General features: G+C 49.0%; 19 protein-coding genes. 16 read left to right on the top strand and 3 right to left on the bottom strand.

Going from position 1 to position 24,473, the window contains the following annotated elements:
• Positions 1 to 47 precede the first annotated feature (47 nt).
• Entirely contained in the window at positions 48 to 5,897 is a 5,850-nt protein-coding gene (locus CX664_RS07925) for a response regulator (protein ID WP_101746218.1), read from the top strand.
• A 51-nt stretch (positions 5,898 to 5,948) separates the two neighbouring features.
• On the opposite strand, the gene ygfZ is transcribed toward CX664_RS07925, so the two are convergent.
• Complete coding sequence (ygfZ, locus tag CX664_RS07920; protein ID WP_101746217.1) at positions 5,949 to 6,995, bottom strand: CAF17-like 4Fe-4S cluster assembly/insertion protein YgfZ; 1,047 nt, start codon at positions 6,993 to 6,995, stop codon at positions 5,949 to 5,951.
• 122 nt (positions 6,996 to 7,117) lie between these two features.
• Here ygfZ and CX664_RS07915 point away from each other — a divergent pair, with 122 nt between their 5' ends.
• Both CX664_RS07915 and CX664_RS07910 read left to right on the top strand, forming a co-directional pair.
• Positions 7,118 to 7,384: an FAD assembly factor SdhE gene (locus tag CX664_RS07915; protein WP_163370676.1), complete on the top strand. Its 267-nt coding sequence runs from the start codon at positions 7,118 to 7,120 to the stop codon at positions 7,382 to 7,384.
• Positions 7,356 to 7,823 (top strand): protein YgfX, encoded by a 468-nt coding sequence (locus tag CX664_RS07910; protein WP_180966421.1) that lies wholly within the window; start codon positions 7,356 to 7,358, stop codon positions 7,821 to 7,823. Before CX664_RS07915 ends, CX664_RS07910 begins: the two co-directional genes overlap by 29 nt.
• 122 nt (positions 7,824 to 7,945) lie before the next feature.
• Here the strand turns inward: CX664_RS07910 and nadB are convergent, their stop codons facing one another.
• Positions 7,946 to 9,571: an L-aspartate oxidase gene (gene nadB / locus CX664_RS07905; RefSeq protein WP_101746215.1), complete on the bottom strand. Its 1,626-nt coding sequence runs from the start codon at positions 9,569 to 9,571 to the stop codon at positions 7,946 to 7,948.
• Between the two features lie 586 nt (positions 9,572 to 10,157).
• Between nadB and rpoE the strand changes: the two genes are divergently transcribed.
• The 13 genes from rpoE to acpS all read left to right on the top strand — a co-directional run bounded on the left by rpoE (position 10,158) and on the right by acpS (position 21,550).
• Positions 10,158 to 10,745 (top strand): RNA polymerase sigma factor RpoE, encoded by a 588-nt coding sequence (gene rpoE / locus CX664_RS07900; RefSeq protein ID WP_101746214.1) that lies wholly within the window; start codon positions 10,158 to 10,160, stop codon positions 10,743 to 10,745.
• A 38-nt stretch (positions 10,746 to 10,783) separates the two neighbouring features.
• A complete protein-coding gene (locus CX664_RS07895) occupies positions 10,784 to 11,509 on the top strand; it encodes a sigma-E factor negative regulatory protein (RefSeq protein WP_180966420.1) in 726 nt (241 codons plus the stop codon).
• Positions 11,496 to 12,515: a MucB/RseB C-terminal domain-containing protein gene (locus tag CX664_RS07890; protein ID WP_101746212.1), complete on the top strand. Its 1,020-nt coding sequence runs from the start codon at positions 11,496 to 11,498 to the stop codon at positions 12,513 to 12,515. The genes CX664_RS07895 and CX664_RS07890 overlap by 14 nt, the downstream gene beginning before the upstream one ends.
• Positions 12,516 to 12,601: 86 nt before the next feature.
• Positions 12,602 to 13,090 carry a SoxR reducing system RseC family protein gene (locus tag CX664_RS28085; protein ID WP_101746211.1) on the top strand — a complete coding sequence of 163 codons (489 nt, stop codon included), beginning with the start codon at positions 12,602 to 12,604 and terminating at the stop codon, positions 13,088 to 13,090.
• Positions 13,091 to 13,213: 123 nt separating this feature from the next.
• The gene (locus tag CX664_RS07880; RefSeq protein ID WP_101746210.1) at positions 13,214 to 14,656 is read left to right on the top strand and encodes a DegQ family serine endoprotease; all 1,443 of its coding nucleotides are present in this window, start codon (positions 13,214 to 13,216) and stop codon (positions 14,654 to 14,656) included.
• A gap of 250 nt (positions 14,657 to 14,906) precedes the next feature.
• Positions 14,907 to 16,706, top strand: a complete 1,800-nt coding sequence (gene lepA / locus CX664_RS07875; RefSeq protein WP_101746209.1) for a translation elongation factor 4 — start codon at positions 14,907 to 14,909, stop codon at positions 16,704 to 16,706.
• 32 nt (positions 16,707 to 16,738) lie between these two features.
• A complete protein-coding gene (gene lepB, locus CX664_RS07870; RefSeq protein ID WP_101746208.1) occupies positions 16,739 to 17,548 on the top strand; it encodes a signal peptidase I in 810 nt (269 codons plus the stop codon).
• Positions 17,549 to 17,569: 21 nt separating this feature from the next.
• Positions 17,570 to 17,944: a DUF4845 domain-containing protein gene (locus CX664_RS07865; RefSeq protein WP_101746207.1), complete on the top strand. Its 375-nt coding sequence runs from the start codon at positions 17,570 to 17,572 to the stop codon at positions 17,942 to 17,944.
• Entirely contained in the window at positions 17,941 to 18,627 is a 687-nt protein-coding gene (rnc, locus tag CX664_RS07860; RefSeq protein ID WP_101746206.1) for a ribonuclease III, read from the top strand. The genes CX664_RS07865 and rnc overlap by 4 nt, the downstream gene beginning before the upstream one ends.
• A 15-nt stretch (positions 18,628 to 18,642) precedes the next feature.
• Entirely contained in the window at positions 18,643 to 19,614 is a 972-nt protein-coding gene (era, locus tag CX664_RS07855) for a GTPase Era (RefSeq protein WP_101746205.1), read from the top strand.
• The gene (gene recO, locus CX664_RS07850; RefSeq protein WP_101746204.1) at positions 19,611 to 20,381 is read left to right on the top strand and encodes a DNA repair protein RecO; all 771 of its coding nucleotides are present in this window, start codon (positions 19,611 to 19,613) and stop codon (positions 20,379 to 20,381) included. The genes era and recO overlap by 4 nt, the downstream gene beginning before the upstream one ends.
• A 44-nt stretch (positions 20,382 to 20,425) precedes the next feature.
• Positions 20,426 to 21,175 (top strand): pyridoxine 5'-phosphate synthase, encoded by a 750-nt coding sequence (pdxJ, locus tag CX664_RS07845; RefSeq protein WP_101746203.1) that lies wholly within the window; start codon positions 20,426 to 20,428, stop codon positions 21,173 to 21,175.
• A complete protein-coding gene (gene acpS, locus CX664_RS07840) occupies positions 21,176 to 21,550 on the top strand; it encodes a holo-ACP synthase (RefSeq protein WP_101746202.1) in 375 nt (124 codons plus the stop codon).
• A gap of 58 nt (positions 21,551 to 21,608) precedes the next feature.
• Here the strand turns inward: acpS and CX664_RS07835 are convergent, their stop codons facing one another.
• The gene (locus CX664_RS07835) at positions 21,609 to 24,401 is read right to left on the bottom strand and encodes a response regulator (RefSeq protein WP_101746201.1); all 2,793 of its coding nucleotides are present in this window, start codon (positions 24,399 to 24,401) and stop codon (positions 21,609 to 21,611) included.
• Positions 24,402 to 24,473 lie beyond the last annotated feature (72 nt).

The following is a 24,473-nucleotide window of genomic DNA, read 5'->3' as shown; positions in this document are numbered from 1 at the left end:
AATTTATATTTTCTTTGATAGGTGATTGTCTGGATACAGGGTAAGATATGCCCGCTTTCCGGTTCCCTGACTTATCCCGAATTACTATGCCCTTCGCACTGAGCCGTTATTCCCGAACGATTTTATGGACTTTGATATCACTCCTGCTGTTTTTCCTGATATTGCCTATCAGTACGGGGCTTTATGCAGAGGGTAATAAAAAGCCGATCAAAATTGCTTATTTTGCCGATGATTCGCCCTGGATGTTTACCAATGATGAGGGAGAGGCCGACGGTGTGTTTCATGACTTCTGGGAACTGTGGTCGGAAAAAAGCAACATTGATATACAGTTTGTGGTGTCTTCTCCGGAAAAAATTGAAGCACAGCTTAAGGGGGCAGAAGTTGATATTCTGGCTTACCTGCCACCGGGCATGCAGGATCATTTGCGCAAGAATGGTCTGGAGAGTGTACCGATTCACTCGTTTGTTCCTGTTCTCTTTGTAAGAAAAAGCAGTCAGATAAGTAGCTTTGAGGAGGTACTTGCGAAACTCCGGGTTGGCTATATCAAAGGTTATAGCTGTCAGCCCTGCCTCAAAAGCTTTAATGCAGAAGCTGTTGTCATGCCCTTCACTTCAGGCTCATCTATGGCCACAGCAGTATCCAAACGTGAGATCGACGCGATACTTGGCGGCCGTACAAGCTTGAGCTACTACTTGCATAATCTGGGTGTTAAAGATGAATTTCAGGTGGTGCCAACGCCTTTGCCACCCGTTGAAGTCAAGGCCATTGTTGCCCCGGGTCGAACAGATCTTGTGCGTTATATTGAGCATGGGGTGGCGAAAATTTCTGATCAGGACAGAGCAGATCTTATTGAAGAGCTGTTCAGGTTTACGCATTGTCACCCTGAAAGTCTGGTCGTTGCCCTGGAGGCCGACCTTTCTCCGCTCTCTTTTATCAATGCACTGGGTAAACCCTCAGGCCTGTTTGTTGATATCTGGAATTTATGGTCAGAAAAAACAGGAACACCGATTAAATTCAGAATGGGCCCTATCGGTGAAAACATAAATGCTTTGCAAAAAGGTAAGGTCGACGTTATTGCTGCCGCGTCTCCGACGATGGAACGAAGCCAGTGGATGGCGCTGTCAAATCCTTACTATGGATTGAATACTCGAATTTACTTTCGCCCTGACAGCAACCTGGGTGATCCCGGGGCGGATTTAAATGGTAAAAAGCTGGGTGTGATCGGTTCTTCAAGCCCTGAGGAATTCGTTCGCCGCTGGTTGCCGGATGCGTATCCCATTGAACATGGCACTATCTCCGAGATGATTGGGAGCCTGTTCTCTGGAGAAATAGACGCATTTCTTGCCGAACCTGTGATTGTCCAGTCTGCCCTGAATCGCCATGGGCTGGTGGGTGAGGTGAACTCCAGCGAGTACTTTAATCTGAATGAGGCGGTTGGGGCTGGTCTTTTGCTGAACAGGTCGGCAGACTTATTGCCGGAGTTGAATAATGGCTTTCGGGCCATCACTCCGGATGAGTACCGTGCCATTGAAAACCGTTGGATTATCAGTAGTCGAGATCGCTATTTTCGCCACAGCGGCTCAGTGGTTGAACTGAGTGATTCAGAGCGCCGCTGGTTAGGTGAAAATCCGGTCATCAGTGTTCTGGTTGATAATAATAAACCGCCATTTTCTTATGTTGATAGAAGGGGCCAATGGCAGGGAATGACCATAGCTTACCTCAAGTTGTTGGAAGACAGGTTGGGCATCACCTTTCAGCTTTATCAGGATCCCGTATGGACCAATGCCTTGATTCAGGCGTATCGCCATGATGTTGACGCCGTTGCGATGTTGCAGAAAACGGAAGAGCGCAGCCGTTATCTGAATTTTACCAAACCATTTGTCAGTGTGTCGGCCGTGATCCTTGCCCGTGTTTCTGACAAAAGCATCCGTTCTCCGGGCCATTTAAATGGGAAAAGGGTTGGCTTTACGCCAGGTTATGTCACTTATGAAATCTTCCGGCAGAAATACCCAGGCATCAATTTTGTCAAGATGCCGGATATTGCCACAGGCTTGAATCAGGTTGCCAGCGGAGTTCTTGATGCCATGGTGGTCAACCTGGCTTCTGCAAGTTATGAAATCGAGCGCATGAAAATAACCAACTTGCAGGTGGTTGCTGAAGCGGGTTTTAATTATGACTTCAGTATGGCATCGAGAAACAACTCTCCTGAACTGGCCTCTATTCTGGAAAAAGCGGTGGATACCATTACTCCGGAAGACCGGGAGGCTCTTGAAAGCAGCTGGCTGTCGATTCAGGGAGGCATGTGGCGCCCTCATAAAGAGTTGTTTATTGGTCTGGTATTGATTCTGGTGACATTGATTCTTATTGTTTACTGGAATCGTCGTTTAACCATCGAGATTGCTGACCGTGAAAAAGCAGAAGAAGGGCTGCGGATTCGTTCCGAACTGGACCGGCTGCTGAGTGATATTTCCAGGCATTTCATGGACCAGCCGGTGCATCGGGCCAATGACTATTTTCTGAGTCGGCTTGGGCTCCATCTCAACGCTGAAGCTGTCTGTATCTTCTCCTGGGAGCCCCGGGCTCGTATCGAACATTATTGGTCAGCCAGGCCTGATCCTGATCCTGCGGCCTTTGAGTCATTGTTTGACCATGACTTTACCGGTGTTTATGGCGAGGTGAAAAAGGATCAGGGCAACATTCTTATTCGTGATGAAATATTGCAGAAGGGGGACCTTGAAGGTGCTGCCATTCTGGATGATTTGGGGATTTCCATCGCGGTCTATGCCCCTATGTTGCTGTTTGGTCGTGTGGTTGGTGGTATTGGATTGATCAATACGCCGGAAAAATATCAGGTCTATATCCATGAAATGGATTTGCTGCATCGAATGGGTGAGCTGGTGGCGGTTGCCCGTGATCGTCAACATGCGGAAGATGCCTTAAGAGTCAGTGAGGAACGTTACCAGCTGGCAATGGATGCGGCTTCCGATGGTCTCTGGGACTGGGATGTCCTCAGAGATGACATGTATTTAAGCCCCCGATATCAAACCATGCTGGGTTACCAGCCCGGGGAACTGTTGGGCAATATCAGGACCTGGCGACAGCAGCTTCATCCAGAGGATAAAATTTCCACCATTCATTTTTTTGAACAACAGCTGGAGACTTCCGATAACTCGTTCCAGTTTGTTTACCGTATCCGCAGGAAAGACGGCAGTTATTGTAATGTTCGCAGCAAAGGGAAGGTGGTGTTCAGGGATGAGCTGGGGAAACCCGTGCGGGTCATTGGTACAACCGTGGATATTACTCACCAGATTGAACGGGAACGTGAGCTGTCGATGGCCCGTTTCTCCCTCGATAGTGCCGGTGATCATATTCACTGGTTCAGAAGGGATGGTTACCACAAGTATGTCAATGAGTCTGCCTGTAAAGCCCTGGGATTTTCCCAGGAAGAGTTGATGAAACTGTCCATCATGGACATTAACCCGGCGGTTACCCGGAGTTCCTGGAAAAAGCTCTGGGAGCAGCTGGTGCTGAGAAAAGGTATGACCTATGAAACGCTGCGAAAAACATCCGATGGCACTGTTTTTCCAGTGGAGATTACTGCGAACTATATGGAGTATGAGGGAGAAGGGTACCTCTTTGCTTCCGGGCGCAATATCACCGATCGAAAACAGACTGAAGAAGCGTTACGCAAGGCGAAAGAAGTTGCTGACCAGGCCAATCAGGCAAAAAGTAATTTTCTGGCCAGCATGAGCCATGAGATCCGTACGCCGATGAATGCCATTATTGGCTTGAGTCATCTGGTTCAGGAAACCAGGCTTTCTTATCAGCAGCGGGATTACATCAGTAAAATTCAGTCATCTGCCCATGATCTTCTGGGTATCATCAACGATATTCTTGACTTCTCAAGAATTGAGGCAGGCAAACTCAATATGGAAAATATTGAATTTGACCTTGGGGGCGTTTTTGACAATGTCTATAACCTCAGCAACATCAAGGCCAGAGAAAAGGGCCTGACACTGACTTACGATATTCAGTCGGATGTGCCCAGACATCTGCGGGGTGATCCGCTCCGGCTTGGGCAGATACTGATCAACCTGACTCATAATGCCCTCAAGTTCACCAGTGAAGGCGAAGTCAATGTGTCTGTCACGCTGGTCAGTAGCAGACAGGATGTGGTCAGACTGCAGTTCTCGGTGACCGATACGGGTATTGGTATCAGTAAACAGCAGCAGAGTAAGTTATTTCAGTCATTTTCTCAGGTTGATGGGTCAACAACCCGGAAGTTTGGTGGTACCGGGCTGGGGCTGGCTATCTGTAAGAACCTTGTGTACATGATGAACGGGGAAATCTCTGTTGATTCAGAACCCGGCAAGGGCAGTACTTTTTGCTTTACCGTTGAACTGGGTGTTGCCCATCAGGTTCAGGTACTGGAACAGTCCCTTGCCGGGACTCGTGTGCTTGTGGTGGATGATAACCCGGCAGCAAGAGCACTTCTGATCAGTCATTTGCAAACATCCGGATGCGAAACCCTGGAAAGTAAACATGGTGATGAAGCGCTGGCGTTGCTGAAAGAGAAGAATTCCGGTGCTGATAAGGCCATTTCCCTGGTGCTGCTTGACTGGAGAATGCCGGATATGGATGGCATTGAACTGGCAGAACGTATTCATAAACTCAATCTTGCCCCGGAACCCAAACTGATGATGGTTTCGGCCTATGGTCGGGAAGAGCTGATGGCAAAAGCCTCAGGTACAGTGGATGCTTTTCTGATTAAACCGGTCAATCACAGTGTTTTGATAGAGACTATTCTGCGCCTGTTGCAGTGTCAGAATAATCCGAAAACTGAAATCATCGAAGAAGCTCGATTTTGCGAGATTATGCCTAAAGGCCGCATACTGCTGGCTGAGGATAATGAAATCAACCGCCAGGTTGCCCGTGAGCTGTTACAGGGCATGGGGCTTGAGGTCGTCATGGTCACGAACGGTGCCGAAGCGGTAGAGCGGGTGAAGCACGAAGACTTTGACCTGGTCTTTATGGACATTCAGATGCCTGAAATGGATGGGTATCAGGCAACACGGAAGATCAGGCGAAAGCTTGGCAAAGATAAACTGGTAATTATTGCCATGACTGCACATGCCATGACCGGAGATCGGGAGCGCTGTTTGCAGGCTGGAATGAATGATCATATTTCCAAGCCATTAAGTCCTGCTGCTCTCAAGCAGATGGTGCGTCACTGGTTGCAGGCAGGAGAAACCGATGTGCATCAGACTGTTGCGTTGCCACAGGCATCAGAGAATATGTCCTGCCTGAAACTGCCGGGAATAGATGTAGACGATGGTTTGCAGAGGCTTCAGGGCAACCGGGCGCTTTATGAAAAGCTGTTGACAGACTTCTATCATGGCCAGCGGGAAGATCTGATCCAATTAGAAGGGCTTCTGGAAACCGGCAAATGGCATGAGGCTTGCCAGTTGGTGCATGCATTGAAAGGGGTTGCCGGTAATTTAGGGGCAAGCAGCCTGCATGATCAGGCTGCTCAACTTGAGCATAGTTTACGCAGACAATTTGAAATGCCTGACAATAGCTTGATGGACTCGTTTGTGCTGGCCTTTGAGCAGGTGATGGAAGGCCTTGAACATTTGCCGCCGGTAAAAGAAGGTTTGGAACCCGCCGGGGAGGGATCTATTGCCGTTGGTGAGCTGAATGAGCTGCTTGATGAGATGGAGCAAAAGCTCAGTGAAGGTGATGTGGATGTGGTTTCTCTGCTGCCAACGATCATTCAGGGGCTGCAAGATCAGATTGACCACAAAGAGCTGACGTTATTTCAGGATGCTGTTATCAGTTACGACTTTGACGAAGCCTATGGGGTGCTGGTGGAAATCAAAAAGAATATCAGCGGATAGCTTGCCACTCACCCAGTCATGACTCTGGGTGAGTGGTATTGGCTGGGGCGACTATTTTTGCAGTTCGGCCTTTGGATCTATTGCATAGGGTATTTCATGAACCTGCAGCTGATGGTTTTTTTCTGTATCCAGAAAGACATCGTTGGCTTCAGCCGCTTCAATCCGAATAACCGCCAGTAATTCAATGTTGCCGTTTTCGACATTACGGGCACGCTGAATGATTTCACCAACCGGTTTACCATCACTGTTGTAAAGTCGGGTGTTAATGTCAGGTTGTTCGGTACTTTCCAGGCTCAACCAGTAACACCGGCTTTTCTGCTGCCCAAGGTTTTGCATTCGGGTCACAATTTCCTGCCCGGTATAGCACCCTTTTCTGAAGCTGACTCCGCCAAGGGAGGGTTGATTGAGATGTTGGGGAATGTATTTATCGATGGTTTCCTGACAAAGCTCTGGAATAACTGACTCAATATTCAGTAACGCCCAGAAATCTTCCGTTGCAGGTGTAAGCTCTTTGGTCAGTTCTGGCCATAACAAAGGAAGGTCATCCTGATGAAGCCAAAGCTCATAGCGAGTTCTGATACCAGGGACTTTTATAAGGTAGCCATTGCCGGAGACTTTGATGACTTCGTTTTGCTCTGGAAGTGATGAGTCGGGGAACATTTTGGTCAGCAGGGTGTCGATATTGGCTCCGGACAGGCCGAGAACCATGTGCTCTGGTTGGCTGGTGAGATTAACCTTAAAGAAAACCGCGTACTTTTTCAGAGTGTCGAGAGAGGTTTCAGTCAGACCTGAATTCATGGTCAACAGGTAGTCTTCACCATTGTCCATGATTTTGAAACTGGTATACATCCGTCCTTTAGGGGAGCATGCCACCCCGGTGCTGTATTGATGAGTGGCCAGCTGAAGCATATGTGTTGAAATCTGTCCCTGCAAAAACTTCTGGCGATCGGTACCGTCAATTTTGATAAAGCTGTGGCCAGAGAGTACTGAGACAGAATTTTCATCCAGTGTCTGAGGTGTTTTGGCAAAGCCTGTCAACCGCTCTTCTTTATAAACAGCGCCCTGAGTTGTTAAGTAGGTCTTCCAGTCGGTGGTCATCTGATTACCTTGTTATCTGGTTGCCGCAATTGCATTTAATAGATGCTGGCATAATAGAAGATTATTGCTGCGAATTTAAAGGTATAATAACCGGCAAAATCCATAATAGGAGTTATTCTAAGATGCTGGGTGAAAATGAGCTGAAATGCCTGCAGTGGCGAAGTCGTCGTGGGATGCTTGAGCTTGACGTGCTTTTGGAACCTTTTACCAGAGAGGCTCTGTCTGAGCTCAGTGAAGCTGATCAGCTAACCTATGTTCGCCTGTTGGAGTGTGAAGATCCGGACCTCTTCAGTTGGTTTATGAGTGGTACAAGGCCTGAAGATCAGGCTCTTAGCCGCATGGTTGACAGAGTATTGGAGCGTGGGCGTTACAAAGGCGAGTCTTTGTGAAGTTAATGTAAGAAGTTCCCGTTACCACCTTGTTTTGATGCTTATCAGCCACGGTGCTGCTTGTGTTGCACTGTGGCTCTGTTCAGTCTGGCCTGTTGTCAAATTTGCCCTGGCCATGGTTCTCGCCTTGCATTTCTATCGACACTACCTTCAATTTATTGCTCAGAGTCTTCCGACCAGTATTTCTGTAATTCGTTTGCTGGAAGATCAGTGGCGGGTGAATCTTGCCGGTGCCTGGTATCGCGCCTGGCCTGAGGGGGAGATTGTTGTCACCTCAATATTGATTTGCTTTAAGTTGAAAGTTGAAGGTAAGCGGTATCCTTCCTGCCTGATTCTGTTTCCAGACAGTGCTGACCCGGTTGAGCTGCATGGTCTCAGGCTGAGGCTGATGCTTGAGTCTCACTCTCTGTTTGGTGGCAAGGGCGATGGGCACATATAGTTTATGCCCATCGTGTTAGGCCTGAATGTCTTCATTTTGATATTGCTGTCTTTATCAACTGTGGCCTTTGTAATACCTGAAGTTATTCTTCAGGATCGGATACGGTGAACATCCACAAAACGTCAACAGCCCCTGAAGTTCTCTGGAACCAGAATCGTGTCTTCAGGAACAGGATTCGTATGAAGGTAATCCAGCGTGTAGTGCAAACCGCGGGACTCTTTTCTGGCCATGGCGCATCGAATAATCAGCTCAGATACCTGGGCAAGGTTGCGCAGCTCTATCAGGTCATTGCTGACTTTGAAATTGCTGTAGAACTCATGAATTTCAGATTGGAGCAACTCAACGCGATTCATTGCTCTTTGCAGACGTTTTGTGGTGCGGACAATACCCACGTAATCCCACATAAACCGGCGAAGTTCATCCCAATTGTGAGAGATAACCACATTTTCATCGGAATCTGTTACCTGGCTTTCATCCCAGTTCGGCAGAGAGGGTGGTTGTGGGTATTGATGAATGGTATCGCGTATTATCCGGGCGCAGCTTTTGGCAGTGACAAAGCACTCCAGCAGTGAATTACTGGCCAGCCGATTAGCACCATGCAGGCCGGTAAAACTGCACTCACCAACGGCAAAAAGGCCTTGTACGTCGGTTTGACCGTTTTTATCAACCAGTATTCCACCACAGGTATAATGGGCAGCAGGAACAATAGGGATTGGGTCTCTGGTGATGTCGATATCGTAGCTGAGGCAACGCTCGTAAATGGTTGGAAAATGAGAGCGAATGAACTCCGTCGGCTTATGGCTGATATCCAGGTAAAGGCAGTCTGACCCCAAGCGCTTCATTTCATGGTCAATGGCCCGTGCCACAATATCTCTGGGAGCCAGCTCTTCCCTGGGGTCGTAGTCTGGCATGAACCGGCTGCCATCGGCCCGTTTGAGCAGGCCGCCTTCGCCCCGAACGGCTTCTGAAATCAGAAACGACTTGGCATTTGGGTGGTAGAGGCAGGTCGGGTGAAATTGATTAAACTCCATATTGGCAACCCGGCAGCCTGCCCGCCAGGCCATGGCAATGCCGTCTCCGGACGCACCATCGGTGTTACTGGTATAAAGGTAGGTTTTACTGGCACCTCCGGAGGCAAGCACGGTACAGCGGCTCTTGAAGGCATGCACCTGATCTGATAGAAGATCGAGTATATAGACACCAACGCAGCGCGGTTCATGCTGGTGAATCTGAGGTTCCAGTTTGCTGGTGGTGATCAGGTCTACAGCCAGGTGATGGTCGTAAAGGTCTATGTTCGGCTTGAACCTTGCTTGTTCCACTAAGGTATCTGAAATAGCCCGGCCAGTGGCATCTGCGGAGTGAATGATTCTGCGGGAGCTGTGTCCACCTTCCCGTGTCAGGTGATAGTCGAAGGGCCGGTCAGCGGTATTATCCGGTGTGAATGGTACGCCCTGGCTGATCAGCCACTCAATACTCTCTCTGCCATTCTCCACGATATGTCGAACAGCCGACTCGTTACACAGGCCTGCTCCCGCGGTGAGGGTATCTTTCACATGCTGGTCAATATTGTCACCGGTCTGGTCCAATACCGCCGCCACGCCTCCCTGCGCCCAATAGGTTGAGCCAGCGCTTAATGAGTCTTTGCTGAAAATGGCTATTCTGGCATCATCAGGCAGCTGCAGTGCCGTGGTCAGTCCGGCTGCGCCAGAGCCAATGATGATTACATCGTAATTGTAGGGCTGTTGCATAAGGCTCCCCGGTCATCAAGTCACTCTGACATCTTTTATCCTTCCTATAATCCATAGGAAAATGAATGCAGTGTGGTTTAATGTGCTAGCCTGTGGAACTGTACATGTCTGGATAAGTAACATGATGAGTTCTTTATTGAGTGGCTTAGCTATTTATCGGTATGATTAATGACAGTTACTGGTTATGTGCATCGGGCTAAAGAGGCTATTTTACGGGTCGATGTTAAAATTGCTGCTGACCTGAATCAAGAGGCCCGAGTAAACTTGTCTGACCTGTGTATTTTCTCAACCGGGCCAGCCGGGTACCTGGAATATTCATTGTCAGGGCATAATATAGAATGTCTGGAAGTTACTGTAGTGTCGTTGAGGTGCTAAAAATAACCTGTCGGTTTTCCAATATAAATATAACTACAACACCCGGATAAACCGGGTTGTGGTGGACAGATACCTTTTGAAGTAAAAAATTGAAAATATCAGGAACTTTTCTTCATTTTGATGGTCTATATACTTGCTGCTGAGCTAAACCCTTTATTGCACGATGGTGCCTTTTATGGTGTTCCTGCCATGCATGGGTGGAGATGCCTGAATGGTTGATAGTCCGGATACTGATCAGCAGTTGGTTGATCGTGTAAAGCAGGGTGACAAGAGAGCTTATGATGTGTTGGTCATTAAATATCAACACCGTATTCTTGGGCTGGTTGGCGGTTATCTCAGTGACTTTCAGGAAGTTCAGGATGTTACGCAAGAGGCTTTTATAAAAGCGTACCGTGCACTGGATAAGTTTCGTGGTGACAGTTCTTTTTATACCTGGTTGTACCGTATTGCTGTCAATACAGCCAAAAATCACCTGGTATCCAAAGGGCGAAGATTGCCAGAGTCTGATATCGATGTTCATGATGCAGACTTTCTGGAAACAGCGACAACCCTGAGGGTCGTTGATACCCCTGAGCGCAACCTGTACTGTAATGAAATCGAGCAGGTTATCCATGATGTCATTCAGCGTTTACCCGATGAACTGAGAACAGCGGTAATGTTGAGGGAGTTTGATGGCCTCAGCTATGAAGAAATTGCCGATGTTATGGACTGCCCGGTAGGTACTGTACGGTCCAGAATTTTCAGGGCTCGTGAAGCCATTGATCGTGAGATCAGACCGTTATTAGGGCAAAGTGGTTAAACAGGGTTTAACTCATGTGCGACAGAGTGAAGGTCGGCATGAATACCAGAGGTTTGTCTATGAGTGAAAAGAGTTCTCAAAACAGTGCCAGAGAACATTTGAAAGAATCTTTATCGGTTTCTCTGGATGGACAGGCCAGTGAGCTGGAATTGCGCCGAGTGATTGATAGTATCGGCAAGGACGATGACCTTCGGGCGCTTGCGGGTCGTTATCAGCTGATTGGTGAGACACTGCGTGGAAACAGCAGCAAATTTGCCAATGTCGATATTTCCAGGGGCGTGATGAATGCCATAGAGCAGGAAGAGGCCGATAATACCGGTGCGCAGAATGTCTCTGGAGCAAAAGGTTCTTCTGCGATCAGCCCCGTATCCGGGCGCTTTTTTGAGGATGTATGGGCTTCTTTGGGTAAGGTTGCGGTTGCAGCCTCGGTGGCTTTTGCCATTGTTGTCGGGGTCAGAAACAGTAATCCGTCTCCTGATTTGCAGGTTCTGGCTGAAAATGAACCGGTTACCCTGACTCAGCCAGTACAGCTGGCACAATCAGGTCATAACGATTATGGTGCATTGGGTATTCGTGCCGGGTACAACTCAAGGCAGCATGACGGTATTACCCCTGAGCAACTTGCTTATGCCCAGAGTCTTGCTGACAGGGCAACCAGGGAGCGTTTTCATGCCTATGCACTTCAGCATGCAGAGCTTTCTGCAATGGGAAGTGGCCAGAGTATTTTGTCATTTGCCAGATTGACCAGTTTTGACAACCAATAAATTTATGAAACAGATGCAATGGATTACCGGAAAGTTACTGGTTCTATGTTTTTTTGTCAGTGGCTTTGTGTCTGCGGAAACATCACCCGATGCAGTTTACCTGCTTGAAAGAATGGCTGCTTCTGCCAAAAGTCTGAGCTTTCGGGGAGAGTTTGTTTATCAGCAGGGAGCGCAGCTGCAGACATTAAGTGTTATTCATCAGGCTGAAGCTGAGAATATTTCGGAAAAAGAACGCATTCTCTATCTGGATGGCGCTCCCAGGGAAGTCATACGCTCCGGAAATGAACTTTTCTTTTCCAGTTATAACGAAGGGGTGACCAGGTTTCAGCATGGTTCATTGATGCCGGTAGTAAACAAGTTCCAGTCTGGTGTATCTGAGCGTTTCTATGACTTGAAAATTGTAGGTATTGACCGCGTTGCTGGTCGAGAAGCCGTGCTGTTGCTTGTGCTGCCGAAAGATCGTTTCCGTTATGGCTATCAGTTATGGCTTGATCGGGTATCCTCACTGTTGCTGAAATCAGTGCTGGTTGATGATCAGGGTAAAATCATTGAGCGACTGCAGTTTACATCCCTGAATGTTGGTCAGCTGTCAGATGATGTTCTGGCGCTTCTGGACCGCAAGCCCTCCGGTGTCGATGAAACTATTCAGATAAGAAGCAACCCAGAACACTCAGAGAAACCTGATGTGCCCCCGGAATGGGAAACGGGCTGGCTGCCTGATGGCTTTGTGCTGGAAAACAGCACCGTCCGTCCTTCTCCGGTTAGCAAGCACGATGTAGATGCTTTGATTTTTTCTGATGGAATTGCCAGTTTCTCTGTCTTTGTTGAGCAGGATGATACTCGGGTACTAAGTCAGGCTTCTGAACAAATCGGTGCTCTTTCGGCGGTTTCAAAGATTTACAGAGAGGGAAATCAGTACTTCCATGTGACGGTTGTTGGTGATATTCCTCTGGGTACGGCAGAGAGGGTGGCTGTATCTGTTCGTCCGGTAAAAATGAAGCCTTGATGTAATGATCAAGTAAGTTTGCTGGACTTGAAGACTGGTTTTTTTTGTATTATTTCGTTACCGATCTATATCAGGTTTTCAGGAATATGATAGAAGAGCAGGGACGAGTTGTGGCTGTAGAGCATGATTTTGTCTGGGTTGAAACAATCAGACAGTCCGGTTGTTCAAGCTGTAGTGCCCGAAACGGTTGTGGGCAGCATCTCTTTGAAAAGTACAGGGTCGGCTCATCCTTTTCATATATCAAAGCGCTTTGTCCCTGGGTAGTGAAAGAGGGTGACATGGTTGTGGTCGGTATTCCGGAAGGCTCCTTGCTAAAGGCTTCTTTTCTGATTTATCTCTTCCCGCTTCTGCTTATGATGGCTGGCATCTGGTTGTCCTCTGTAATGGGGGCAGCAGATTGGCTGCTGCTTGTCTCAGCTGGTTTGCTCCTGGCATGTGGCTTTGGTGCAGTAAAGTTATTTGGGAAGAGGTCAGCTGATATGTGCCGTGTTGATGTGGTAAGGGTATTACCCTCTGACAATTTGTCGTTATCAGGCAGCTCCTCCGGGCGAACGCTTTCTTCCAGGCAGGAATGAGTTTTCTTGTTTTATTTCTGATGCTGCCGGGTCGCCTTGTTATCACGTAATTATAAATAATATCGCAGGAGCGTATGGCTGCGGTGAGTTTTTTCAATAGTCGAATACTGGAGAAAACATAATATGAGTAGGGTGTTTTTTCTCTGCAAAAAGTCACTTTATAACGTTGGGTTTTCCCTGCTTTTGTTTTACGCAACACTGGCAAATGCTTCAGTCAGGGGTTCCGGCCTGCCAGATTTTGCGGCATTGTTTGAACAGGCATCACCAGCGGTAGTGAATATCAGTACTCTGGCCACGCCAAAAGCGAGACCGTCAATATATGGGCCGGGCGGGGAGGAGATTCCTGAAATTTTTCGCCGTTACTTTGGTATCCCGCTGCCTGATGAAAACCCTTCCGGACGTTCTCAACCGATGTCACTCGGTTCTGGCTTTATTATCTCGTCAGACGGTTACATTCTGACCAATAACCATGTTATCGAAGGTGCTGATCAGATTATTGTCAGACTCAGTGACAGGAGTGAGCGTTCTGCAGAACTTATCGGTGCCGATAAGCGTTCGGATCTGGCGCTGTTAAAAATTAACAATGACCGCAGTCTGCCCGTCGTTAAGCTTGGTGATTCCGAGAGTGTTAAGTCTGGTCAATGGGTAGCAGCGATTGGGTCTCCGTTTAATTTTGAATATTCGATTACCAAAGGCATTATCAGCGCTCTGAATAGAAGCCTGCCCAGCGACTCCTATGTCCCGTTTATTCAAACCGATGTCCCTATCAATCCGGGTAACTCGGGTGGTCCGCTGTTTAATATGAATGGCGAGGTCATCGGAATTAACTCCCAGATTTTTACCCGCTCTGGCGGTTTTATGGGGCTGTCATTCGCCATACCGGTTGATCATGTTATGTGGGCGGTTGATCAACTGAAAGAGAAGGGTTATGTCACCCGGGGATGGCTGGGGGTCGCCATTCAGGATGTGGATCGGGATCTTGCCGAATCGTTTGGTCTGGAAAAACCCATGGGGGCATTGATCAGTCAGGTGGTTCCCGGTGGTCCGGCTGATAAGGCAAGGCTTCATCCCGGCGACATTATTGTCAGATTTAATGAAAGAGTTATCAGCAGCTCAGGCGTATTGCCAATGTCGGTGGGGGTGATAAAACCCGGCGAAAAAGCCAGGCTTGAATATATCCGCAATGGCAAGCGCAAGACCGTAGATGTTGTAGTGGGTGAGCTGCCGGATGAAAATAGTGGTGCCCCTGAACATAGGGGAGATAAGACGCCTTCTGATAAGAATCCTTTAGGTGTTCAGGTAGCAGAGCTTGATGAGAATTATCGCAGTAAGCTGCGCCTGGATGAGGATGTTCAGGGGCTGGTGGTGATCGGCGTTAACCGGGGTGCTGGTCGTTCCATTGGGTTGCGCCAGGGCGATGTTATCACGGATCTGAACAATAGCAGTGTGACAACGGTGGCAGAATTCAAAAAAGTGGTCGCCAAACTGCCCAGGAACCGCTCAATTTCAATGCGGGTTATTCGCGGTGGGAATCCCGGTTACATCACCTTCCGGTTACAGGAGTGATCAAATATGGTTAACTACTTATGACCATGGAGTAGTGTGCTGACATGTTATAGAATATTATGGAATCATTTATGCAGGTCAGACACGTGTTAATTGCTGCCGGAGCTTTAGCCACAGGCATGAATAAAATCAATTCATGCTGTTTAACAGCCGGTAAGTCAGTTTGATCAGCAGGCCAATTCCCTAATTCAAGACGGTCCCCGCGATTGCGGGGATCGCTTTTTGTGACGTTTTTATAGTAGATACTATCGTGAGCGACCTAAGCTTAATCAGGAACTTTTCCATCATTGCCCATATTGATCATGGGAAATCAACCCTGGCTGACCGTTTTATCCAAACCTGTGGAGGGCTCAGTGATCGTGAAATGCAGGCCCAGGTGCTTGATTCCATGGAGCTTGAGCGCGAGCGTGGCATCACCATCAAGGCCCAGAGTGTGACGCTGGATTATCATGCCAAAGATGGTAATACCTATCAGCTGAATTTTATCGATACACCAGGGCACGTTGACTTTTCCTATGAAGTTTCACGCTCCCTGGCGGCCTGTGAAGGTGCGCTTCTGGTGGTGGATGCGGCCCAGGGTGTTGAGGCGCAATCCGTTGCTAACTGCTACACCGCCATAGAGCAGGGGCTGGAAGTCATGCCTGTGCTGAATAAAATGGATCTGCCCCAGGCAGAGCCAGACCGGGTCTCCCAGGAAATTGAAGAGATTATCGGTATTGACGCGACCGATGCTGTCCGCTGTTCTGCCAAGAGTGGTTTGGGCATTGAGGATGTCCTTGAGCGACTGGTGTCCACTATTCCTGCCCCTGAAGGTGACATCAATGGGCCATTGCAGGCACTGATCATCGATTCCTGGTTCGATAACTATCTGGGTGTCGTGTCTCTTGTGCGGGTGAAAAACGGTACGTTGCGCAAGGGAGAAAAGATCATCGTTAAATCCACCAAACAATCTCATGTTGTGGATAATGTCGGTATTTTCACGCCCAAGCGGACGCCCACCGGAGTTCTTAAAGCCGGTGAGGTTGGCTATGTGGTTGCCGGTATCAAAGATATTCACGGTGCTCCCGTCGGTGACACCCTGACTCATCTGAAAACCCAGGATGTTGCAGCGCTGCCAGGCTTTCAACATGTTAAGCCGCAGGTCTATGCCGGCTTGTTCCCGGTCAGCGCGGATGACTTTGAAGATTTTCGTGATGCGCTGGAAAAATTGAGTCTGAATGATGCTTCCCTGTTTTATGAGCCGGAGAGCAGTGATGCGCTGGGCTTTGGTTTCCGCTGTGGCTTCCTGGGCATGCTGCATATGGAAATCATTCAGGAGCGACTTGAGCGGGAATATGACCTGGATCTGATTACCACGGCTCCCACGGTAATCTATCAGTGTCATATGAAAAATGGCAGTGTGGTGGAAGTTGATAACCCTTCCAGACTGCCTGACCCTGCAGGTATTGATGAAATTCGTGAACCTATCTCCCGGGCCAATATTCTGGTACCTCAGGAATATCTCGGTAATGTGATTTCTCTCTGCGTTGAAAAGCGCGGCGTACAGAAAGATATGCAGTTCACGGGTGGTCAGGTCTCACTGACCTACGATATTCCGATGAACGAGGTGGTGCTGGATTTCTTTGACCGACTGAAATCGGTGAGCAGAGGGTTTGCTTCTCTGGACTACTCTTTTGATCGTTTTGAAACCGCTAAAATGGTTCGGGTGGATATTCTGATCAATGGTGAAAAAGTCGATGCACTGGCGGTTATTGTGCATAAGGATCACGCCGTTTCCCGCGGACGGGTTCTGACGGAAAAAATGAAAGAGATCATTCACCGCCAGATGTTTGATGTTGCCATTCAGGCCGCCATCGGTGGGCAGATTATTGCCCGGACCACGGTAAAAGCGCTCAGAAAGAACGTCACTGCGAAATGCTATGGTGGTGACGTGAGTCGTAAGCGTAAACTGCTGGAAAAACAGAAGGCCGGTAAGAAACGGATGAAGCAGGTTGGGCGTGTGGAAATTCCTCAGGAGGCTTTCCTGGCAGTTCTAAAGGTCGACAAATAATTCACCATTGATTATATAAGAGAAAAACAGCCATGGATTTTAACTTTCCACTGCTATTGGTACTGTCGGTTGTTGTTACAGGTATCATCGCACTGATTGACCGACTTTTTTTGTTACCAAGGCGAAAGGCTGCTGTTGCCAGGCTCGGTGCCGAGGGCGGAGACGATGACGCCCTTGAGAAGCTGGCCAGGGAGCCAGCCGTGGTTGAGACCTCCAAGTCTATCTTCCCAGTTTTGCTGTTTGTTCTGGTGATTCGATCCTTTTTGTTCGAACCTTTTCAAATTCCGTCTGGCTCCATGATTCCGACCCTGGAAGTGGGTGATTTTATTCTGGTTAATAAATACAGTTACGGTTTGCGTTTGCCCGTGTCAGGCACCAAGGTGCTTGCCATCGGTGAGCCTGATCGTGGTGATGTGATGGTGTTTAAACAGCCAGGGAAAGAAAATATCAACTTTATCAAGCGTGTGATCGGTTTACCTGGCGACGTTGTTCGATATACGGACAAGCGGCTGACGGTGAACGGCCAGGTGGTTCCTGAAGAGTTTGTGGCACAACTCAGTGATGCCCGATCCATTTATCGTCTCTATAACGAAGGTGATGAAGGCAAGCGCTACCAGGTTCGAAAAGAGCTGACCAGTCATGATTTCCGGGCTGAAGGTGAGTGGGTTGTGCCTGACGGCATGTACTTCGTCATGGGGGATAACCGTGACCGAAGCAATGACAGCCGGTATTGGGGCTATGTTCCTGAACAGAATATTGTGGGTAAGGCGGTTTACATCTGGATGCACTGGCCGAGCTGGACTCAACTTCCCGGCTTTAAGAACAACGGGGTGATTGAGTAAGCTGTCTAAGGAGAGAATCTTATGTATGGTATGAAGAGCCGACAACGAGGCAGTAGTGCAGTCAGTTGGCTGTTTTACCTGTTAATTGGTGGACTATTGTTGTCTTTTGCGGTTAAGGTTGTGCCCTTTTATATGGATGACCACTCTGTGCAGCAGGTGGTATCTTCATTAACTGACCGGCCAGGCTCTGCCACTGCATCCGTTACCCAGGTGAGAACCTGGATAAATAAAGGGTTGCAGCTAAACCTGATAAAGCTTGATCGCAATGAGGTTAAGGTCACCCGCGAAAACGGTGTTGTCGCTGTCGATATTGACTACGAGCGACGGATTCATTTTTTCCATAACGTTGATCTGGTATTAACGTTTGAACATAACTGGAAAGCTGGAACTCAGTGAAAACGCTTGAACTTGCCCGACTGCAGAAAAAGTTAGGGCATGAATTTTCCAATCAGAGCCTGTTGGCGCTGGCGCTCACCCATCGCAGCTTTGGCAGTCGTAACAATGAGCGACTGGAGTTCCTTGGCGACTCGATTGTCAACTTTGTTATTGCTGAAGCCCTCTATGAGCGCTTTCCCGATGCCAAAGAAGGGCAGTTGAGCCGCCTGCGGGCTCGAATGGTGCGCGGTGTAACCCTGGCCGAGCTTGGCCGGGAGTTTGAACTGGGCGACTTTCTTCGTCTTGGCTCCGGTGAGTTGAAAAGTGGTGGCTTCCGGCGTGAGTCCATTCTTGCGGATGCGGTTGAGGCCATTATTGGTGCGATTTACCTGGATGCCGGTATGGCCGTTTGTCACCAGCGAATTCGCGCCTGGTTTACCACTCGTCTGGATCAACTGACCACGACGGATGAGCAGAATAAAGATCCGAAGACCCGCTTGCAGGAATATCTGCAGGCGCGGCAGCAGTCACTGCCAAAATATCAAGTGACAGATATTCAGGGGGAAGCTCATGACCAGCACTTTTCAGTGATTTGTGAACTGGAATGTCTGGATGAGCCGTCGCAGGGGGAAGGGTCGAGTCGTCGTGGTGCTGAACAGCAAGCGGCTCGCAATGCATTGAAGTTGCTTGGCGTTGATCATTAAGAGCGCAGAAAACAGATGACATCTGATGTAAATCGTGAAGAGCCCGCTGCTCATGAACTCAGCCTTTCCGATCCCGCTTCGGAACACAGCCGCTGTGGCTACGTCGCCATTGTTGGCAGACCCAATGTTGGCAAATCAACCCTGTTGAATCACCTGCTCGGCCAGAAGCTTTCCATTACCTCCCGCCGCCCCCAGACTACCCGCCATCAGGTTCTGGGTATCAAGACGGAGCAGGGGGTTCAGACGGTCTATGTTGATACGCCGGGCATGCACAAGGTGCAGAAAAAAGCGATCAACCGCTATATGAACAAAGCGGCCAGCAGTGCCCTGGCGGGTATTGATGCCATTGTTTTTGTGGTTGACCGCCTGACCTGGAATGAAGAGGATCAGATGGTCCTGGAAAAGGTACAAGGTGCCCGCTGTCCGGTTATTCTTGCGATTAATAAAGTGGACAAGATCACGGATAAGGGGCAATTGATCCCGCACCTTGAGTCTCTGTCAACAAAAATGGATTTTCATGGGGTGGTGCCCATCTCTGCGCAGCACGGCCATAACCTGAAACAGCTGGATGAAATGATTACCCGGCTGATTCCGGCAGGCGTTCATCATTTTCCTGAAGATCAACTGACGGACCGCAGTTCCCGTTTTCTTGCCGCTGAGCTGGTGCGGGAGAAGGTCATGCGTCAGCTGGGTGATGAGCTGCCTTATGAAGTGACGGTGGAGATTGAAGAGTTCAAGCATGAGTTGCGGCCGAAAGGTCCACTGTTGACCATCAGTGCCTTGATTCTTGTGGAAAGAGCGGGCCAGAAAGCCATTGTTATTGGTGACCGGGGAGCACGACTGAAAAAAATCGGACAGGAGGCCCGTAAAGATATGGAGCACATGTTCGACTCAAAAGTCATGCTGAACCTTTGGGTTAAGGTCAAGGCAGGCTGGTCTGACGATGAGCGTGCCCTGAAAAGTCTGGGGTATGATCACAACCTGTGATTGGTAATGAATTCCATAAAGCCTGGTTGCTGCATCGGCGCTCTTATAAAGAGCGCTCAGTGATTGCTGAGTTTTTAGTGGAAGGTCATGGCCGTGTGGCCATGGTGGTTCGGGGAGTAAGGCAGTCGAAGTCCCGGCTGGCTTCGCTGTTACAGCCTTTTCATCAGGTACTGGTGCGCTGGAAAGGACGAAGTGAGCTGAAAACACTGGTTGACCTGGAGCTTGACCGCTTTACCTTTCTGACCGGCGAGCGGCTTTATTGTGGGTTCTATGCCAATGAGTTGTTGATGCGATCAATGATTCCGGGGCAGCTGGTGGATGGCGTGACGGATTTATACCGGGACCTATTGGCTCATCTTCATCAGAACGTGCCTCTTGAACCGTTGCTCCGTTCCTTTGAGCTGGATTTGCTGGAACTCTGCGGCTATGCCCCACCGCTTGACTGGGACGTGGTCAGTGATGCGCCTTTAAAAGAGGGCATGGTTTATCGCTTTGAACCTGAGCATGGGCTGGTACCGACCCATGGACAAGTCAGCTACCATGAGAGACCGTTTTGTTACAACGCAGAGTTGCTGCAAGCACTTTCGGCCAGGGATTTCACCAATGCTGATTTCTATCCGGGTTTCAAGCGCTTCACCAGGCAGGCCATGAAACCGCTTATCGGAGACAGGCCTATGCAGAGCCGCATGCTGTTTACTAACAGAAAACCTCAAACGCCACCGGAGAGGCCATTAGTAGAAAATGGCGCACTCTCCAAATCCCGATAACGGTCGCACAATTCACTGCGCCATTTTCTACAACAGGTGTATTTATGATTCCTCATCAGCGTATTTTGCTGGGTGTCAACATTGATCATATTGCAACCATCCGGCAGGCCAGGGGGATTCGTTATCCTGATCCTGTTCAGGCGGCAATTGAAGCTGAAGAGGCCGGGGCAGATGGCATCACATTGCACCTGCGTGAGGACCGCCGACATATTCAGGACCATGATGTATTCCGGATTCGTGAAGCTCTGCAGACCAGAATGAATCTGGAGATGGCAGTGACCGATGAAATGGTTGGCATTGCGGAAAAGCTCAAACCTGAACATGTCTGCATGGTTCCGGAGAAGCGGGAAGAAGTCACCACTGAAGGCGGACTGGATGTGAAAGGCCTGTTTGACAGTGTGGCTCCCGCCTGTGAGCGCCTGGGGAAACAGGGGATTGAAGTCTCGCTGTTTATTGATCCTGATCTGGATCAGATTGAAGCCGCTGTCAGGGCCGGAGCGCCTGCCATTGAACTGCATACCGGTGCTTACGCTGAAGCTTCGACGGCTGAAGCCATGCAGGATGAGCTTGACCGTCTTAGAAATGCGGTGGTGTTTGGTCTGGAACAGGGGCTGGTCGTCAATGCTGGCCATGGCCTTAATTATCAGAATGTTGAGCCTGTCGCGTTGATCGCCGGTATCAATGAACTGAATATTGGGCACTCGATCATTGCCCGTGCCCTGTTTACGGGATTGAAACCAGCGGTGCGAGAGATGAAAGCCCTTATGTTGGCAGCTGCGCGGAATGCGTTTTAAGTGATTGTTGGAATAGGGACAGATATTGTCCGTATTGATCGGATTGAGCGCTCACTCAGTCGGCTGGGTGAGGCGTTTGCCAGGAGGATTCTCACGGACCATGAGTTGTCGCAATGGCAGCAGCGTTCATCCTCACCGGCCTGGCTGGCCAAGCGCTTTGCGGCGAAAGAGGCTGTTGCCAAAGCGTTTGGTACAGGAATCGGCAAGCTGTCATTCCGGCACATTGAGGTAAGAAATAATACTTCAGGCGCTCCTGAGTTGTTTTTATCGGATTATGGTCTTGAATTGCAGCAGCAAAGAGGGGTTAAACGGCTTCACCTCAGTCTTTCTGATGAGCAGGATAATGCGATTGCCTTTGTAGTAATAGAGAGCTGAATCAGCTCTCTTGCTCATCGCAGCCTCACCACCCTCATAAACGGCTTTGAAAGTGATATCATGCTTCCTCAGCCGTTTCCAGACTCTCCATTTCCCACTGATTGAGACGGGTGATGGACTGAAGCAATAATTGAAAGTCTTCAGTGACTTGATTATGGGCCAGGGTGTTGTATTTCTTCAGTCGTGTTTCCAGCCGGTTGCAAATACGCTCCAGTTCCGGCACTCCACAATAACGACAGGCACCGTGTAATCGGTGTACCCGTTCCAGTACAGCCGAATAATTATTGGCAGCCCAGCCATCTCTGAGAGTTACAAGATCGTCATCAAGTCCCTCTTTCATCATCACCAGCATCTCCTGAGCCAGTTCCCGGTTTCCGGCAGCCAGTTGCGTCGCCAGGTTGATATCTACAGGACTTTCCGATTGATCTATTGCCGGATGTAAAGAAATGCCGGGCTTTGATGGTGGAAAATATTCTCTATGCTCCGTTATCTCGGTAGGCATCTTTGCCCACTGATTGATCATGCTTATCACGTGTTTTTCACTGACCGGTTTACTCAGGTAATCATCAAAGCCACTTTGCAGCAGCATTTTTTTCTCCTCGGGCAGCGCATGGGCAGTCACTGCAATAATAGGGGGGCGCTGGTGGTTCGGGATTTCACTGCGAATTCTCCTTGTGGCTTCGAGTCCATCAATGACCGGCATATGAACATCCATGAAAATAATGTCGAAAGTGAACTGCCTGCACAGTTCAATGGCATCAAAACCATTTTCTGCGGTTTGCAAATCTTGCCCCAGGTTGCCAAGGATGGTTTTCAGCAATTTCAGGTTTACCGGGTTGTCATCAACGACCAGAATACTCAGGGATTTGTTGATCTGTTGTTGAATTTTTTTGCCTTCCTGATTCCCGTTTATACGGGTCAGCAGTGCTTTCAGCCGGTTCAGTCCAACGGGCTTCAGAAGCGTATCAGTACCGTCAGGAAGAGCAGGATCCATAGTGCCTGTTATTCCTGATGAACTGAGTACAATAATGTTGGCGTTGCTATAGGAGGCTGTTAACTGTGTGATCCCCTGAACCGGTGCGATATTATCAGGGTTGATGAAAATATAGTCGTAGGAGACATTTGTCTTGTTTGCTGACATTCCCTGATGGATGCTGGCTGCTGCGGTGATATTTGCACCCAGTTTATCCAGTAAGTGAAAAATCGATAGCCGGGTCAGCTCATGGGGTTCGATAAGCAGTACATTCTGGCCGTGCAGCAGTGTCGGTACCAGGTCTTCCTGCTCACAACCATCAGCCGGTTCACCATTTTGGTTATTCAGGGTTGTTTTAAAGGTAAACCAGAAGGTTGCTCCCTGACCCAGATCGGACTCAAGGCCAATTTCTCCACCCATTTGCTCAACCAGGTTTTTGCAAATCGACAGGCCAAGCCCGGTTCCCTCAGCCTTGCGTGTTCTGCTGGAGTCTGCCTGGGCAAAAGCCTGGAACAGTTTGTGATGTTGCTCCCGGGTAAGGCCAATGCCGGTATCCGCCACTGAAACTCTCAGGGTCAGGGGTTCGTTACTTTCTTGCTGATCAGGTTTGCCTTCCTGATCCAGCATTACTCGCACAGCAACGGAACCATAACTGGTGAATTTAATGGCGTTGCTGATCAGGTTGGTGAGGATCTGCTTCAACCGCAGTCCATCAATGATGATATGTTCAGGAACATCGTCGTAGATAAAGTGGACAATTTCCAACGATTTACCATAGGCGGCAGGTGCCATAAACGTCATAACATCCTCAACGATCTCCCGCAGGTAGACGGGTTGGGGATCCAGCACCAGCTTACCGGCTTCCATACGGGAAAAATCAAGAATGTCATTCAACATCGTCAGCAGTCCCTGAGAGGATTTCTCAATGGTACTGACATAGTCGTATTGTTGCGGTGTGAGCCTTGAACTCAGCATCAGGTTGGAAAAGCCAATAATGCCATTCAGCGGTGTTCTGATTTCGTGGCTCATATTGGCCAGAAATTCGCTCTTGCTTCTGCTTGCTTCAAGTGCTTCCTTTCTGGCGAGATCCAGTTCGACATTTTGAATTTCAATGGTTTCCAGTGTTTCCTGCAGTTCATCATTGTACTGGGCAATATGACTGGTCATCTTCTGATGTTTGCTCTGCAGGCCATTGAGCATAACGTTGATAGACGATTCCAGTTCATACATCAGGCTGCCCGGATTGTCCGGCAGTCGGGTATCGAAGAAGCCATCCTTGATGCGATCAATGACCCTTGCCATACGGTCCAGGGGGCGGGTAACACCATGGCCCAGCTTCAGGCTAATGATCAATGCCACCAATAACCCCATAGAGACAACAATAATGCTGAACGCCAGAGAGCGAAATTGGGTCAGATGCGTTTCTGCGTAGGCGTAATCGGTAATCAGCCAGCCAGTAATTTTGGTCGTATCCGGGCTGATGATTGGATCGGCAACCTGGATGACCTGGTCGTTCCGGAACCAGCTCTGACCAGGTTCTAACAGCGAGGCTAAATTTCCGGTGGCCGTGAGCTTTGGGCCTGCATGAAGAATCTCCCGGCCTTGCTCATCGACCAGGCTTACCGCCCGAATATCCCTGTCATCCAGCAGCATGCTGATCAGGGCTTGCAGTTCTTCATGTCGGGTGTTGTCCAGCAGCAGTGAGGTAACGGCTGCCTGCTGTTCAGACTGAGTCAATGCCTTGGCCATGAGCTGGTTGTCCAGTTCCTGATAACGCTTAACCAGATAGACACCGCCCATCAGTAGGGAAACAATAATGCCGGGAAGAAAGGCGAGCAGAAGAATTCGTTGGCGGAATGCCGTAAGGTGCTGTTTCATGGTACTGCCTTTCCCTGTTTGGCTTTTGTTCGGTATTATTGCCGGAATAATAAAGTCTACGTAAGTTATATG

Origin of the sequence: Endozoicomonas acroporae (genome assembly GCF_002864045.1) — a bacterium.
GTDB classification, from domain to species: Bacteria; Pseudomonadota; Gammaproteobacteria; order Pseudomonadales; family Endozoicomonadaceae; genus Endozoicomonas; species Endozoicomonas acroporae.
This window is presented reverse-complemented; position numbering and strand designations above follow the sequence as displayed.

What these genes read in the sequence shown, in the direction of transcription:
- CX664_RS28085 (WP_101746211.1), top strand. Translation starts at nt 12,602, where the DNA reads ATGATAGAAGAGCAGGGACGAGTTGTGGCTGTAGAGCATGATTTTGTC.
- CX664_RS07925 (WP_101746218.1), top strand. Translation starts at nt 48, where the DNA reads ATGCCCGCTTTCCGGTTCCCTGACTTATCCCGAATTACTATGCCCTTC.
- CX664_RS07915 (WP_163370676.1), top strand. Translation starts at nt 7,118, where the DNA reads ATGCTGGGTGAAAATGAGCTGAAATGCCTGCAGTGGCGAAGTCGTCGT.
- CX664_RS07880 (WP_101746210.1), top strand. Translation starts at nt 13,214, where the DNA reads ATGAGTAGGGTGTTTTTTCTCTGCAAAAAGTCACTTTATAACGTTGGG.
- CX664_RS07895 (WP_180966420.1), top strand. Translation starts at nt 10,784, where the DNA reads ATGAATACCAGAGGTTTGTCTATGAGTGAAAAGAGTTCTCAAAACAGT.
- era (WP_101746205.1), top strand. Translation starts at nt 18,643, where the DNA reads ATGACATCTGATGTAAATCGTGAAGAGCCCGCTGCTCATGAACTCAGC.
- CX664_RS07865 (WP_101746207.1), top strand. Translation starts at nt 17,570, where the DNA reads ATGTATGGTATGAAGAGCCGACAACGAGGCAGTAGTGCAGTCAGTTGG.
- rpoE (WP_101746214.1), top strand. Translation starts at nt 10,158, where the DNA reads ATGGTTGATAGTCCGGATACTGATCAGCAGTTGGTTGATCGTGTAAAG.
- CX664_RS07835 (WP_101746201.1), bottom strand. Translation starts at nt 24,401, where the DNA reads ATGAAACAGCACCTTACGGCATTCCGCCAACGAATTCTTCTGCTCGCC.
- lepB (WP_101746208.1), top strand. Translation starts at nt 16,739, where the DNA reads ATGGATTTTAACTTTCCACTGCTATTGGTACTGTCGGTTGTTGTTACA.
- nadB (WP_101746215.1), bottom strand. Translation starts at nt 9,571, where the DNA reads ATGCAACAGCCCTACAATTACGATGTAATCATCATTGGCTCTGGCGCA.
- ygfZ (WP_101746217.1), bottom strand. Translation starts at nt 6,995, where the DNA reads ATGACCACCGACTGGAAGACCTACTTAACAACTCAGGGCGCTGTTTAT.
- pdxJ (WP_101746203.1), top strand. Translation starts at nt 20,426, where the DNA reads ATGATTCCTCATCAGCGTATTTTGCTGGGTGTCAACATTGATCATATT.